15 protein-coding genes are annotated in these 14732 nt (G+C 42.0%); 8 read left to right on the top strand and 7 right to left on the bottom strand.

Features of this window, described 5'->3' with window-relative positions:
* Positions 1-68: 68 nt before the first annotated feature.
* From A8F95_RS20660 to sspK, 6 genes are all read left to right on the top strand, one after another.
* Positions 69-1292, top strand: coding sequence for a MerR family transcriptional regulator (locus tag A8F95_RS20660; RefSeq protein WP_065412272.1), 1224 nt, complete (start codon positions 69-71; stop codon positions 1290-1292).
* A 103-nt stretch (positions 1293-1395) separates the two neighbouring features.
* Complete coding sequence (gene modA, locus A8F95_RS20655) at positions 1396-2181, top strand: molybdate ABC transporter substrate-binding protein (protein ID WP_065412271.1); 786 nt, start codon at positions 1396-1398, stop codon at positions 2179-2181.
* A gap of 23 nt (positions 2182-2204) precedes the next feature.
* Positions 2205-2894, top strand: coding sequence for a molybdate ABC transporter permease subunit (gene modB, locus A8F95_RS20650; RefSeq protein WP_065412270.1), 690 nt, complete (start codon positions 2205-2207; stop codon positions 2892-2894).
* A gap of 12 nt (positions 2895-2906) precedes the next feature.
* Positions 2907-3581, top strand: coding sequence for an ATP-binding cassette domain-containing protein (locus A8F95_RS20645; RefSeq protein ID WP_065412269.1), 675 nt, complete (start codon positions 2907-2909; stop codon positions 3579-3581).
* Between the two features lie 36 nt (positions 3582-3617).
* A complete protein-coding gene (locus A8F95_RS20640) occupies positions 3618-4421 on the top strand; it encodes a histidine racemase CntK family protein (RefSeq protein WP_065412268.1) in 804 nt (267 codons plus the stop codon).
* A gap of 214 nt (positions 4422-4635) precedes the next feature.
* A complete protein-coding gene (gene sspK, locus A8F95_RS20635) occupies positions 4636-4797 on the top strand; it encodes a small, acid-soluble spore protein K (protein ID WP_049659473.1) in 162 nt (53 codons plus the stop codon).
* Positions 4798-4856: 59 nt separating this feature from the next.
* On the opposite strand, the gene brnQ is transcribed toward sspK, so the two are convergent.
* On the bottom strand, positions 4857-6176 hold the full coding sequence (brnQ, locus tag A8F95_RS20630; protein WP_065412267.1) for a branched-chain amino acid transport system II carrier protein: 1320 nt from the start codon (positions 6174-6176) through the stop codon (positions 4857-4859).
* A gap of 360 nt (positions 6177-6536) precedes the next feature.
* Positions 6537-7940 carry an aminotransferase-like domain-containing protein gene (locus A8F95_RS20625; RefSeq protein ID WP_065412406.1) on the bottom strand — a complete coding sequence of 468 codons (1404 nt, stop codon included), beginning with the start codon at positions 7938-7940 and terminating at the stop codon, positions 6537-6539.
* Positions 7941-8084: 144 nt separating this feature from the next.
* On the opposite strand from A8F95_RS20625, the gene A8F95_RS20620 reads away from it, so the two are divergent.
* Together A8F95_RS20620 and A8F95_RS20615 are read left to right on the top strand one after the other, a co-directional pair.
* Positions 8085-8993, top strand: a complete 909-nt coding sequence (locus tag A8F95_RS20620) for a DMT family transporter (protein WP_425415045.1) — start codon at positions 8085-8087, stop codon at positions 8991-8993.
* 301 nt (positions 8994-9294) lie between these two features.
* Positions 9295-10215, top strand: a complete 921-nt coding sequence (locus tag A8F95_RS20615; RefSeq protein WP_065412265.1) for a DMT family transporter — start codon at positions 9295-9297, stop codon at positions 10213-10215.
* 221 nt (positions 10216-10436) lie between these two features.
* Here A8F95_RS20615 and A8F95_RS20610 read toward each other — a convergent pair whose 3' ends face one another.
* From A8F95_RS20610 to A8F95_RS22770, 5 genes are all read right to left on the bottom strand, one after another.
* The gene (locus A8F95_RS20610; protein WP_065412264.1) at positions 10437-10835 is read right to left on the bottom strand and encodes a hypothetical protein; all 399 of its coding nucleotides are present in this window, start codon (positions 10833-10835) and stop codon (positions 10437-10439) included.
* Between the two features lie 77 nt (positions 10836-10912).
* Positions 10913-12286: a sensor histidine kinase gene (locus tag A8F95_RS20605; protein ID WP_065412263.1), complete on the bottom strand. Its 1374-nt coding sequence runs from the start codon at positions 12284-12286 to the stop codon at positions 10913-10915.
* Entirely contained in the window at positions 12283-12960 is a 678-nt protein-coding gene (locus tag A8F95_RS20600; RefSeq protein WP_065412262.1) for a response regulator transcription factor, read from the bottom strand. Before A8F95_RS20600 ends, A8F95_RS20605 begins: the two co-directional genes overlap by 4 nt.
* 103 nt (positions 12961-13063) lie before the next feature.
* Positions 13064-14581: an MDR family MFS transporter gene (locus tag A8F95_RS20595; protein WP_065412261.1), complete on the bottom strand. Its 1518-nt coding sequence runs from the start codon at positions 14579-14581 to the stop codon at positions 13064-13066.
* Positions 14557-14712 (bottom strand): hypothetical protein, encoded by a 156-nt coding sequence (locus A8F95_RS22770; RefSeq protein ID WP_176713781.1) that lies wholly within the window; start codon positions 14710-14712, stop codon positions 14557-14559. Before A8F95_RS22770 ends, A8F95_RS20595 begins: the two co-directional genes overlap by 25 nt.
* Between the last annotated feature and the right edge of the window lie 20 nt (positions 14713-14732).

Here is a 14732-nt window from a genome sequence, read left to right as displayed (position 1 = left end):
AAGTTTCGATAAAAACGTGGAGTATACTCTACTTTTTACATTAGCGGATCACCAGGAGGAATAGCGGTATGAAAATTGGAAACTTCGCCAAAAGGTTTGATGTCTCGATCGATACAGTGCGCTATTATATTGAGCTAGGTCTCTTAATCCCCGAAAAAGAAAAGACCCAATATGACTTGAACCAAACTTGTCTAGAGGATATGGCTTTTATTCACGAGTTAAAGCAATTTCGATTTTCTTTGAAGGAAATTCATAAAATATTATCACTTAAGCGTTTAACCAACAGCAGTGATAATGAGGATACGAGCTACTTTACAAATCTTCTTCTTGAAAAAAAAGCTGATTTAAGGGCGGAAAAAGAAGAAATTTCTAAAGCTATTCATTTAATTGATGACAAACTTCACTCCAATACGAATAAGCTCCCAGAGCAGACTAAAATAGGTGTTCCCTTATTTTTTGTTCCTTTATTTTATTGTCCTCATTGCCGCCAGTTATTGAATTTAAAACAGGCTTCTATGTACGGACATTATATATACGAGGGGGTGCTGTCCTGCTCGTGCAGCTATCAGGCCATTATTAAAGAAGGAATCCTTCGGACAAACCAAATTAAATCTTCACCTAATAAATACTCTATTTATGAAATCGATGTGAAAAAGTGGAATCCAGGCTTCGTTAGCCTGCTTGAAAAAGGAAAACTGTGGATGATCAAAGAATTAATGAGCCACCCTTTAGCTCATAAAGTCATTGTGGAAACTAATATCGAAGTCTCAATGCTTTTGCCTAAACACTTATCATCCCTTTCTGACAAAGCCTACTACATTTTTACTTGCCATTCCTTGGAGATGATTGAAAAACTAAAGAGGAAGATCGAGAAACACAATCCGAATTTAACCGTTTTATATATCGTAAATAGTGATCTTCGGCTCCCGCTGAAACATGAATCTGTTGACTTCTTCATTGATAGCACATCCTTTACTCAGTTTTCTTTAATTTATAGTGAGTCGCCATTTACGATTTTAAGACCTTACTTAAAAGAAAATGCCCATATTATAGGAAGCTTCGCCTTCTATGACGATTCCTCCAAGTCGTTAAAGAATATCCGGGCGATTTACCCTTCTTCCAATTCTCACGCGCTTCATCTTGATTACTTGGAAAAAGGAGTGAAACAAAACAACCAGACCATAACGAAAAGAGAGGACATCGGTTATACAGAAGAGCCTGGGAGCTACTTCGTTTATCATGAGCCAGGTGAAAAAATGAAATTAGTTAACTATGTAGCGAGTTGTCCTTAAATAGCAGTCAGCTATCAGGATGCTTGGTTAGTTCTAATAAGTTTTATATAATAAGAGAAATATTTGTATTTTTATAAAAATAATGTGTCATGGGGGTTTTCTTATGTTTAAAAAGGGGTGGGCTCTTCTCTTTTTAGCGCTGCTGCTCACAGCCGCCTCAGGGTGTTCGAACAGCGGAAAATCGGCTTCTGGATCCGATGAAAAAACGGAAGTGGTCATTTCTGCTGCAGCCAGTTTAACGGACGCACTCGATGAACTCCAATCTTCATTTGAGGATGAATATCCAGATATAGATTTAACTTTTAATTTTGGAAGTTCCGGTAAATTAGCTCAACAAATTGAACAAGGCGCTCCGGCAGACGTTTTTTTATCTGCGAGCAACCAGGACATGGACAAGCTGCAGGAAAAAAAACTGATCCAAAAAGATTCGCGTCTCGAGTTTGCTAAAAACTCACTCGTCCTCATTGCGAAAAAGGATCAATCAGCTTCGACCTCTTCCTTTGAGGAAATCAATCGGGAGAAGATCGACCATTTAGCTATGGGGGAACCGGAAAGTGTGCCCGCCGGCCGATATACAAAAGAAGTGCTAGAGCATTTAAACATATGGGAATCGCTGCAAAACAAGCTAGTCTTGGGTTCCGATGTCCGTCAGGTCCTAACTTATGTCGAATCAGGAAATGCTGAACTAGGCGTCGTGTATGCCAGTGACGCGCTAACATCCGATAAGGTAAAAGTAGTATCTGAAGCTAAAGCCGACTGGCACGAGCCAATTGTCTACCCGGGGGCTATTACTTCTCATTCTGAACATGCCAAGGAAGCCAAATTATTTTTAGATTATCTTGCTAGTGCAGAAGGGAAAGAAGTGTTACACCAATATGGATTTAACTAAAAAAGACGAGGAAGGAAAGGCTCATGAATGATGTACATTACTCACCCTTGTTTTTGTCGTTAAAAGTAGCAGCTATCTCCACCTCGGTTGTATTTATTGCAGGAGTATTATTTGCCCATCTGCTTGTGCGGAGGAATTTCTTTGGAAAAAGCTTTCTCGAGTCATTTTTCCTTCTTCCTCTCGTTTTACCGCCAACCGTTGTCGGCTTTGGCCTGCTCGTTCTCTTTGGCAAAAATGGATGGGTAGGGAGCTGGCTTTTAACTTGGTTTGATATCCAGGTCGTCTTTTCTTGGATAGGCGCCGTTATTGCTTCTATTGTTGTTTCTTTTCCGCTTATGTATCAAAGCGCCGTTGCCTCCTTTGAAAGTCTAGACCCTAGATTAGAAAACGCTGCACGAACGATGGGAGCATCCGAATGGAGAGTATTTTGGACCATCTCCTTCCCGCTGGCCTGGCCAGGACTGCTTGCCGGATTAGTTCTTTCTTTTGCAAGGGGCCTGGGAGAGTTCGGCGCCACTTTGATGCTGGCAGGCTACATTCCTGGAAAAACAGACACCATTCCCATGGCCATCTACTTTGCTGTTCAATCTGGCCACATGGAAACGGCGACCTTTTGGGTAACGATCATTGTAGCTCTCGGATTCAGCACTATTATGTGGTTAAACTGGTGGACAAAACGCAATGTTCGTCGTTTTGCTAAAGATCATACATAAGAGGAGATTAAGATGCTTAAAGTGCAAATTCGAAAAAAGCTATCTCATTTCACTTTAGATGTTAGCTGGGAAATGGATAATGAAATTCTTGTTCTGTTTGGGCCATCTGGTTCTGGAAAAACGACAATCTTAAACAGCATGGCTGGGCTTACTCACCCTGATTCCGGCTTTATTACATTAAATGGCCGGGCTTTTTTTCATACACAGCATAAACCGCTTTCCCCCCAGAAGAGAAATATCGGCTACCTCTTTCAAGACTATGCTCTCTTTCCGCATATGACCGTAGAAAAAAACATCCACTACGGCGTAAAAAAGAAAGCAGCCAATCACTCTTCGTTCCGGATTGAACAATTATTGAGCGTGCTTGGAATTGGACATTTGCTAAAAAAATATCCCCACCAAATTTCAGGCGGTGAAAAGCAGAGAGTCGCACTCGCCCGCGCACTCGCAACTGAACCATCCTTTCTACTGCTTGATGAACCTTTGTCTGCTTTAGATCAAGAGACACGCATAGAGTGCCAAAATGAACTGCTGCGCCTTCATCAAATTTGGCGCATTCCATTTATTATCGTGACACACGATATGAATGAAGCTGAAAAACTGGGAGATACCATTCTTTTTCTAGAAAAAGGGAAAATTATCCAAACGGTGAATCACCCGCCTAAGAAATGGCCTGCTGATCATTAACATACATAAAGGATTATAGAGGAAGGAGTTTTTATCATGAAACTTAATTTTGTTAAAGCGAGCCCTTCACAAAATATGACGGTTCTTATTACAAATTACGTTGCGCCTGTTCACTATGCTGAAGTTGCCAATATCATCATGGGCTACGAATACCTTAACGCGGAACAAGTTGGCTTTATTGTGCCGCCTAAGACGAGTAATTCCATCCTGCGATTGGAAATGTCGGGAGGAGAGTTTTGCGGCAACGCCGTTTTATCCGCTGCTGCTTACTCCTGCTATAAAGGGTTAAGCGACAAAAAGAACTTTTTCCTAGAAGCTTCCGGTACGGAAACACCACTTGCCTGTGAAGTAAAAGTAAAGTCTCCTTCTCACTTTGAAGCAAGAGCGGAAATGCCTCATCCTCTTTCTATCAAAGACATGTCCATCCAATTGGACCGCAATATGATTCACGGAAGCATCGTGCAATTAGATGGGATCACTCATTTTCTAACGGATCATTGGCTTCATGAAGAAGAGTATGAGTCAGTGCTAGAGGAACTGACCGGAAAAATTGACGATAAAGCGATTGGCATTATTCCTTATAAGAAATTGGCGGAACAGGACTATGAAATCCGTCCTTTCGTTTATGTGGAGGAAACCGGCAGCAAGTTTTTTGAACGGGCTTGTGGCTCTGGGACGCTCGCTTTAGGTATCCATTTAGCGCAAGAAAACCAAGACCAGCCATTAACCGTCCATCAACCAGGCGGTATTATTCATGTAGAAACAGGAGAAAAGAATTCAATCTCGACAAACGTCCGCTTTACTTGTGAGGGAATTGTTGAATTTGATCCACTCTTTTAAATGGGCTCTATTAAAGGGAATGTTGTTTTTTCAAAAATTGATTAAGAAAGCGCTCGCCTGCAGCGAAAGTCAACAAGAGGGTAATTTAAATAAGGAACAAACCTTTCGCTTCTCCCACAAATTTCATCGAGAACACCCTTATACTTTCACTTCTTCTACTTATACTAATAACACGTGAAAGCGTACATTTTTATTATGCAGGTGGAGGAGAACAATGAGAAACAAAGCGAAAAACTTTCCCGATGATAATATGACTGGAGAAGGCGGAAAAGCACGTGCTAAAGCGAAGTATGCCTCTAAACGGGCGAATGGCACGACGAATACTCATCCGCAGGAACGAATGAAAGCCTCTACTGACCGAACAACAGAATCTTAACCCCATCTATTTAAACAACAAAAAACAGGAGGAATGCCCTCCTGCTTTTTTGTTGCCTATTAATCATTCTCTACAGGACCTAAAATAGGTTCATGATGCTTCTTCTTCCCCATTGCCTTATCGATAAGAGCCCCAAGGATAAAGCCGACAATAGCAGGCACAAACCAGGAGAATCCATTTGTACTAAAAGGAAGTACAGAAACGAGGCTGCTTAAAGCTTCAATCTGTAAAACGCTGCCTAATGTTTCGAATAGACTGACAATAAATGTTAACAGAATCGCTCCTCTGTAAGCTCCTGAATTCGGAATATACTTACGGAATACACCCAAGAACACTAATACAATCGCTACTGGGTACAGCGCTAAGAAGATCGGCATCGCATAATTAACGATTTTCCCTACACCCATTGTTCCGATAACGGTACCAGTAATACAAATAATAAGCAGCCAAACCCGATAGCCGATTTTACCATTTGTCAGCTTTGTCAGGAACTCAGCAATAACAGCGATAACTCCAATCGTAGAAGTTAAACACGCCAGCGCAATAGCAATCGATAAAGCAACGGTTCCAGTGCTGCCTAACAATGTATGAACTAATTCTGAAACGAGTGCTGTATCGCTAATGCCTGATGCAAACGTTCCACTGCCTGATGCTCCGATATAAAGCAATCCTCCGTATACAATAAGAAGGCCTAATCCTGCTATTAACGTACCGGTAATCGCTAATTTTCTTGCTTGAACTCCTTTATAACCGTAGCTTGTAATAGCCGCTATAAAAATAGGAGCACAAAAAATCCCGGTCACAATATCACCCGTTTGATAAGCACTAATAAATGCATTAGAGAACGGTGTTTGTAAGTCCGTTGCCGCTGGTGTTCCAATTGGATCAAAAATCCCCTTGCCTACAACTGCTAAAAGAATAATAACTAACAGCGGTGTTAAGATCTTACCAATTTTATCAATAACATTTGATTCGTCCATCGCAAAATAAAAGCTGATGGCGAAGAAGATAATAATGGTTAAGATAGAGGGAACTTGAGGAAATAAAGTTTGAACGCCTAGCTCGTGCGTAGTAGCGGCCATCCGCGGAATCGTAACAAGCATACCAATCCCAACCATAAGCAACAGGTTAAAAACCTTATAAAACCAAGGGCTGATTGGTCTCGTTAACTCTTCAAATTTCCCGCCAGCATTCAAAATTGCGATTACAGCTAGTAAGGGAAGAATAATACCCGTAACCGTAAAGCCGGCAAGTGCTGGAACCCAATTCGTTCCTGACACATTTCCGATAGACGGCGGGAAAATCAAATTGCCTGCTCCAAAATATAGAGCAAATAAGGCAAAGCCCAATATGAGGCTATGTTGCAATGTTTTGTTCATCTTGTTGTTTGCATCCTTTCTGCCAATTTCACTCTCCGGGAAATCGTTTTCATTTCCACCATCAATGACCCATGGTGTATGAGCTTAAATCGGTGATTTTCAGCTTATTTTACACTTTTGCAATTTTCGTGCCAAAAAAACATATTTTGTACGCTCTTTATTATTTATGCCTAGTAACACTTTGTTTTTTCATTATTAAAAAGGCTCTAAAGAAATATTTTTTATCAAGGTAGTTTTGAATATACTAAACTAAAGGTAAAAAATTTTATCCCCTTCATAAAAATATTTTTACCAAAAATCAAACAAGCTCTCTGCCTGCCTAATCCCCATGCACAAAAATAAAAAAATGGATGATCATTTTCATCCATTTTTTAATATTTCCTTCACCTTAATAATAGCTTCCTCCATTTTTCCGATTTCCTCATAGGCGTAAGAAAGCCGAATAGCCGGCTGACTGTCATTGTAAATAAAGCCTGGGTTGATTAATACCCCATTATTTAGGCACGTTCGGAAAAATTGATGCATATTCGTTTTTTTATGTAAGGAGACCCAGATGAAAAAACCTCCTGTGGCAGCACGCCAAGTTGCATACTCGCTTAAATGAAGACGCAGCAACTGAAGAAGAAACTCTCTCTTTTCCTTTAAACGGGTTCTTACTTTTTGCAAATGCTGCTCATACAGCCCCGAACTAAGCAATTCTCTAACTAAAGCTTGAGATATGTAGCTTGATCCATAATCTGTTTGCATTCTGACATCGCTAAGGCGTTTAATGACATCTTCCGGGCCCGCAAGCCAGCCAATCCGCAAACCAGGATCAATCGTTTTTGAAAAACTGCCTACATATAAAACCTGCCCGAATGGATCTAGCGTTTTTAAAGGTGCTGGTGCTCGTTCGTCAATCCATAAATCTCTAAATATATCATCTTCAATAACTGGCAATTGAAAGTAACGGCACTTGTCCATCAATACTTTTCTCTGTTCGGATGACATTGTCGTGCCTGTTGGGTTTTGATAAGTAGGATTCACATAAAGGGCCGATGAACCCTTTATAATTTTTTGCTGAAAAAGCTCCTCGATATTCAAACCATTTTCACCGACTGAGATTGGCTTGATGGCGATTTCGGCCGTTCGAAATAAATTAACGGAATGTAAATAAGAAGGGTTTTCCAAAAATATAGTGGAGCCTTTTTTCAATATGCCGACCGCAATAAGCGTTAAAGCTTGCAGAGCACCGGATACGATCAGGATGCTTTCTGGAGCGGTGCATACTCCGTACTGTTGCATGTGCTTGCTAATCTCAATCCGCAAGCCGATATCACCAAGCCCATTTCCGTATCCAAACTGTTCTAGTTGGCTTGAAACCCTTGTCAAGGCAGTTGCTATTTCTGCTTTAGGAAACAAATCAGGTTCAAGCTCTCCTTTACTTAGTTGAATGAGATCTTTTCTGCTTTCCAGCTCATTGATTGTCTGGACAGTATGATCACTTGGGGGCTGCAGCGACCACTGAGTGAGATCCTCCCAATCCGGAGGAGAAATAGCAGCCGATAGCGACCACCTATTATTCACTACGTATATGCCACTTCCTGCTTTTCCCTCAAGCAGACCTTCCGCCTTTAAAATTTCAATCGCTGTAATCACCGTGCTTCTATTGACATGGAACTGCTCTGCTATGGCACGCTGGGTAGGGAGTTTGCTGCCAATCACCCATTCCCCTTGATTTATTTTCTCGCGAATCGCATGGACAATCTGAAGATAACGAGGCATCTTGCTCAACTGAACGTCTCCTCTCTGCTCACAGCCTGCTTTTGTTGGTTTTTTTTCTGATCGATTGGTTGGAGATTTCCATTATCCTTCACTCTATTATAAATTTACCACTAATTTTAATAAATGAGAGGAACGGGGATCATGATGAATTGGAGAATAGCCATTGCCTACAGTGTGACGATAATAGCGTGGGGTTCCGCTTTTCCAGGAATTAAAATTGCCTTACAATCTTACAGTCCCGAGCATCTTGCTCTGCTGCGGCTGCTAATTGGCTCATCCGGGCTTATTATATTTGCAGTGGTCAAAAAGATAAGAATGCCGGATTTAAAAGATATACCCGCCATTTTATTGCTGGGTTTCTTAGGATTTACAGTCTATCATACTGCGCTGAACATAGGTGAAGAAACAGTCAGCGCTGGAGTAGCCAGCTTATTAATATCCATTACACCCATGTTCTCCGCTGTTCTAGCTGCTATTTTTTTGAAAGATCGTTTTTCTAAAATGGGATGGATCGGTTCCCTAATCGCTTTTTCGGGAGTAGCCGTCATTTCAGCAGGGAATGGGGGTTCATTATCAGCTGTTGCGGTCGGAGTTCTACTTATCTTAGTTGCGGCGGCAGGAGAAAGTTGTTACTTTGTTTTTCAAACGAATTATTTAAACAAGTATGGATTTATCCCATTTACGATTTACACGATCTTATCCGGAGCTTTCTTTATGTTATTCTTTTTCCCTGGAACAATCACAGAAATCACACAGGCTGCCCCTTCTTCAACCTATGCCTTAGTATACTTGGGGCTCATCCCAACGATTGTTCCGTACTTTGCGGTTGCCTATCTCATTTCAAAAGCAGGGGCCGCAGAAGCAACAAGCTCTCTTTATTTAACTCCAGTCGCCGCTATGATCATTGCTTGGATCTGGCTCGGGGAGATTCCCTCTGTCCTTTCGCTATTCGGCGGCATCCTGACTTTAGCTGGTGTCAGCCTTCCTCATTGGAAAGAAAAAGAAGAGCCGCTTCTGCCAGCTAAACAGGACAGCATCGAAAGCAAAGTTTAAAAAGTGTGTAAAAAAGGGAGCAGGAAAGAACCTCCTGCTCCGGGAATGCTATTTTTGCTTCGTCCTTGCGATCGGACGCAAAATAGCGTCCTGTTAACCTCTCAACTCACCTTATTCCTAACTGAATAAATTATGTACTCTTGAATATTCCAACAAGAAAACGAACTCCTCTTGCCCGGTTTATCCTTCCTCTATTCTCTAAGTATTCAGGGCTTTTCTTGGTTTCTTCCTATATTTGGTGCAATTCTTGCATAGAAATAGGACACAGACCCGAATAGGGCTGTATTTTAGGAGGGATAGTTTGTCGTTAAAAAAGAAAGTCATCATTGCGGATGTTTCCCTAGTTGGAATCGCACTTGGCTGGGGGTATAGCTTTGTCCTGACAAAAGACGTATTAGCTGAAATGACGCCTTTATACTTTATTAGCACAAGGTTTCTTCTTGCTGCACTGATCCTCTTATTATTTAAGTGGAAAGGTATTAGAAACATGCCAAAGCAAATGTGGAAATACGGCATTGCTAGCGGAACCGCTTTATGGGCAGGATTCATCTTACAAACATTAGGGATTGAGTTGACAACTCCCGGCAAGGCTGGAGTCTTAACCGGAACCATGGTTGTGATCGTTCCCTTCCTTTACTTTTTCTGGTCAAAGGTAGCCGTTCAAAGGGGAGCTGTATTAGGAAGCCTGCTTACCTTTCTAGGACTTATCATCCTTTCCTGGGATGGCAGCTGGGCAGGTGTCAACCTCGGTGATATTTTGGCATTCCTTTGCGCCTTCTTTTTTGCCATTCACGTTATATTAGTGGATCGTGCCTACAAAAAAAATGAATCGGTTGATTCTCTCAGTTTTATCACAATTCAACTGTTCATTGTAGGGATATTTAGTTTGCCGTTTGCCGTTTCGCTGGAGCCGCTGCCGTCACTTTTATCTCCTTACGGCTCGTACGCCTATACGTTTGACTTGTTAATCGGAACGCTGTTAGCTTACATTGTTCAAATTAAAGCCCAGCAGTATTCTCCCCCTACTCACGTAAGCTTGCTTTTATCACTTGAGGCTGTCTTTGCCTTCTTACTGTCCTGGCTGCTTTGGGGAGAAGCCTTAACCTTTCATACAGTACTTGGGATTTCTCTTATTTTAGGCGGCATCTTTATTACGGAAGCATTGGATCTTTTTCGGAAACCGAGATCATTAGAAGAGTTAAAACAACCTTCTTCTGTTTAAATCGCTAAAATAGTTCAAGGCGGCAGTCTAAAGTAGAGACTGCCGCCTTGATTGATTAAAGGACATTCTTATTTTACTTTCTTTGGCCAGAAGCTGTATTTAACTAAAAGGATGATTCATGTCGGGGTCACAGTTGGACGAACGATAAAGGGATCAATGAGAATTCCAATGGCAGCGGCAAACGCAGCCGCTAAAATGAATAAATTTTTCTTGCAGTATACTTACTTGCCTTCTCTCGTATCAATCATGAATGTTGTGAGAACGAAAATCCCAAAGCTGATTAACAAGATCGTACCGCCAACGATATAGAAGACTAAAGCGAACGTTTCATTAATATTAAATGGCTTTAAGGCGTTCAACCACATACCGACTGTCAAACCAACTGAACCGATTACGGCTGTCCAGCCATGAACAGCTACTAGTTTTGCAGATTTAATGGTGTAGACACGATAGAAGATCCCCCATGCAAAGACGGATAACCAGCCTACTACTAAAATGTGGGCGTGGATTGGACGGAATTGATAGCTCCCCGATCCTGCCATGTGTGAACCTAGTATCGCCCCGATTAAGCCAAAGATGGCCGCTAAACGGATTAATCGTAAACTCCATTTTTTCTCCATTTTGTTAACCTCCATACATTTTTATCTCTCTGAAGGTTATACTACGCTGTCAATCTAAACTCTATATGAACTCTGTATTACAAATTCAGCAATTTAATTGTAAACGTCGTGCCTTCACCCGGCTTACTTGTTACGTGAATGTTCCCCTTATGCAGCTCAATGATTTGCTTTACGATCGATAATCCAAGCCCAGTTCCCTCTTTTGTGCGCGATGTATCCGCCCGGTAGAAGCGATTGAACAATTGCGATTGTTCCGCTTCTGAAATGCCAATGCCCGTATCCTGCACTATCACCTCGATGTACCCATCCTTCTTCTCTAGTGCAATATGAATTTCTCCTTCTGGACGGTTATACTTAATTGCGTTCGTAAGCAAGTTCTCCCACACATTTTCAAATAAAGCCTCGTCCCCTCGATATGTCGTTGCCTCCATCTTCATGTGTAAGTTAAGGCGGTCTTCCTCGAGCCACCAGCGATATTTGTTGATACACGCTTTTAGTTGTTCATCTAGCCGATAATCTCTGTATTTCACCATCCGGGAAGACTGGTCAAGAGAGGTTAAGAGTAAAAGCTGGCGTGTTAATTTCGATAAGCGGTTTGTTTCTGACTGGATCACTTCTGCATAATTTTTACGCTCTTCATCAGATATGTTTCCTCCCTTAAGCAAGCCTGCATAGCCTTGAATATTTAATAGCGGTGATTGAAAATCATGTGAAACATTACTAATAAATTCCTTGCGTATTTTATCATTTTCTTGAAGCTGGCCCACCATCGTATTGAAACTTGCTGCTAATTGGCCAATCTCATCGTGACGGTCAATGTTTAGCTGTGTGTCATACTTCTCATCAGCAATTCGTTTCGTTGCAGCCGTTAACTGTGTAATCGGAACAATGAGCATCTTTGCCACTAGTAACATCGCAAGCAAGCTTAGCAAAGCGGTGGCGATGATCAATCCTGCCAGAATCGTATGGACCTCACTAAATAACAGCTTAATATCTGGCCGAATAAAAAGCGCATATTGCTTATTGTCATGCTTAAACGGAACCCCGATCGTATTAGACATTTCATTGGCGAAAAAACCTGTCACAAACGTCTCGCGTGGAAAATCCCTCATCCCATGATAGACATGCCCTGCCAGCACCTGCTCTACAGAGTTCCTGTCTAGATTTTTCAACCGGAAGTCACCGCCGTAAAACGAAGACTTGCCTAGTTCGTCTACGACATAAAGCTGGTAGCCGATCCTGCCAATGGTCTTTAAATACTCATCTAAGTTCTCTTGCGGCGTTTCTTCAATATGATCCACAATCGTCTTCGCAATCTCGACGTTTTTTTCATCATTACGCGCTTTCATCACACGGTGATAATACGTATTTGTAACGAGAAAGCCGCCTATCGTGCTAAACACCATGATTAAGGCGGTCATGAGTACAAACTTGCCATATAACGATTTCATGAGCGATGCACCTCTAATTTGTAGCCAATGCCACGAACTGTCACAATTTCAACATCAGCCGCAATTTTGGCAAGGCGCTCCCGTATCCGTTTAATATGTGTATTCAGCGTTTGCTCATCGCCCTCATAGTCATAGCCCCACACACTTTCCATAATAGCGGCGCGTTGAAATACTTGATTCGGCTTGGAAGCAAGCAAAGCCAATACCTCGAATTCCTTTAAGGGCATCAACAATGTACTGGAGCCCGCCGTCACCTCAAAGCTTTTGCGGTTGATCGTGACCGAACCTGCCTGCAGAATCGAATCCGCTGGTTTATCATAACGTCTCAATATGGCGGCAATACGAAAAAGCAGCTCCTTCGGCTCAAACGGCTTCACCAGATAATCATCTGAACCGGCGAGAAAACCCTGCTCCTTATCTTCTAGTTCTCCCTTTGCTGTTAACAACAATACAGGAATGTCCCAGTCATCATGCAGCTTTTTCGTTAACTCAAACCCGTTCATGCCCGGCATCATGACATCGACGATTGCCAAATCGGGCAGCTCACTTTGTAAAACACCCACTGCCTGCACACCATTTTCCGCCTTGAGCACATGATAGCCAGCACGTGTTAAATGAATGCTTACGAGCTCTAATATATGTTTATCGTCGTCCACGACTAAGATTTTTCTCATCTGCCAACCCCCGCTTTACAGATATTTTTCTTCATTATAGCGAAAGAGCAGTCAGATTCACAAAAGCACAATAAAAAGCCCGGACAATTTGCCCCGGCTTTTATTAACTTTCTATTTTTTTGTTGATTTCCACTCGCTGATTCCCCATGAACAAGATGGCGATCGCCGATAAAACAATCGGGATAAGCGCAAATAAAAAGATTGATGCAATTGAATCCGACATGGCGAGAACGACTTTATCCAAGATAAAATCAGGAATCTTGGCGCGTTGCCCAGCCTCAAACAGCTGCTGTGGATCATTCATTTGCATACCCGGTGCACCACCGTTTCCTCCCATTCCCTTAAAGGCGTCTTTCAACTTATCTGTGAAAATATTTTGCTGAATCGTACCAAAGATCGTGACCCCAAGCGTCATCCCAAGGGAACGCAGAAAGGAGTTCGTCGAATTAGCTGAGCCCCGGTAACGCGGATCCAGATTATGAATCGATGCCGATGGAAGCAAGGAAAAAGAAAAGCCCATTCCAAAGCCGGCAATGACCATGTAAATCGTTAATACCCAGCGGGCCGTTTCTGGCGTCATATTTCCGAGTAAAAACATGCCGATAAAGTAAGCAACTACTGAAATCACCATTAAGTTTCGATAGCTTGTTTTCGTTTGAAAAGTCCCGCCAATGGCACTCCCAGCGACAGAACCAAGCATCATCGGTGTTAAAATCAAACCGGCGTTCTTAGCCGAGCCGCCATACACCGCTTGCACAAAGATTGGAATAAAGACGGCTAATATAATAAAGGTTGCCCCGTATAAGAAAGCAAGGATTTGCGAAGTGGCAAACAAGCGGCGTTTGAACATCCAGAATGAAATAATCGGCTCTTCCGCCTTTGTTTCCACCCACAGAAAAGCTCCAAAGAAGACCGCAAACCCCGCAAATAAACTAATAATTTGAGTGGAATCCCACGAATATTCTTTACCGCCAAGCTCCAGTGCAAACATTAAGCAGACAACAGCTGCCACGAGCGTAATCGCTCCCGCCCAATCAATACGCTGCTTCCGATGCTGTGTCGATTCATGATAATACTTAATAATTAAAAAGACAGAAACAATTCCAATCGGAACATTAATATAGAATACCCAATGCCAGCTAAACCAATCTGTAATATAAGCACCTAAAAGCGGTCCTAGCACACTAGAAGTACCAAATACAGCACCGAGCAATCCCGTCATTTTCCCACGCTTCTCCGGCGGGAAAATATCGAATACGATCGTAAAGGCAATTGGCATTAAAGCGCCTCCGCCGATTCCCTGAATGGCACGGTAAATAATCAACTGGTCCATCGTCTGGGCGATTCCGCACAACGCCGACCCAATTAAAAATATGGCCAAACCGAAGATAAAGAAGCGTTTGCGGCCATACATATCAGACAGCTTTCCAAAAATCGGCATTCCGGCCATAACGGTGACCATATAAGCGGAAGTAACCCAGACAAACTTTTCGAATCCGCCCAAATCAGCAACGATCGTTCCCATTGCTGTAGCCACGATTGTATTATCCATCGCAGCCATTAAAATACCGAGAAGAAGGCCTGTTACTACAAACTTTAAATTACTGTTTTCATTAACCATACTACTCCCCCAAACATTTTTATGAGTGATATTTTACCATGAAGTAACTCATATAAATATTCATTTCTTTTCGGCTGCTCTTTTATTTTTACATGTACAACCATCGATAAAGCATCTTTCATTTTATTCACGGATCATACCGATATGTCGG

Origin of the sequence: Pseudobacillus wudalianchiensis (assembly GCF_001685015.1) — a bacterium.
Lineage (GTDB): Bacteria > Bacillota > Bacilli > Bacillales > Domibacillaceae > Pseudobacillus > Pseudobacillus wudalianchiensis.
The sequence above is the reverse complement of the archived record's forward strand: the minus strand, read 5'-3'. Positions and strand labels throughout refer to the sequence as shown.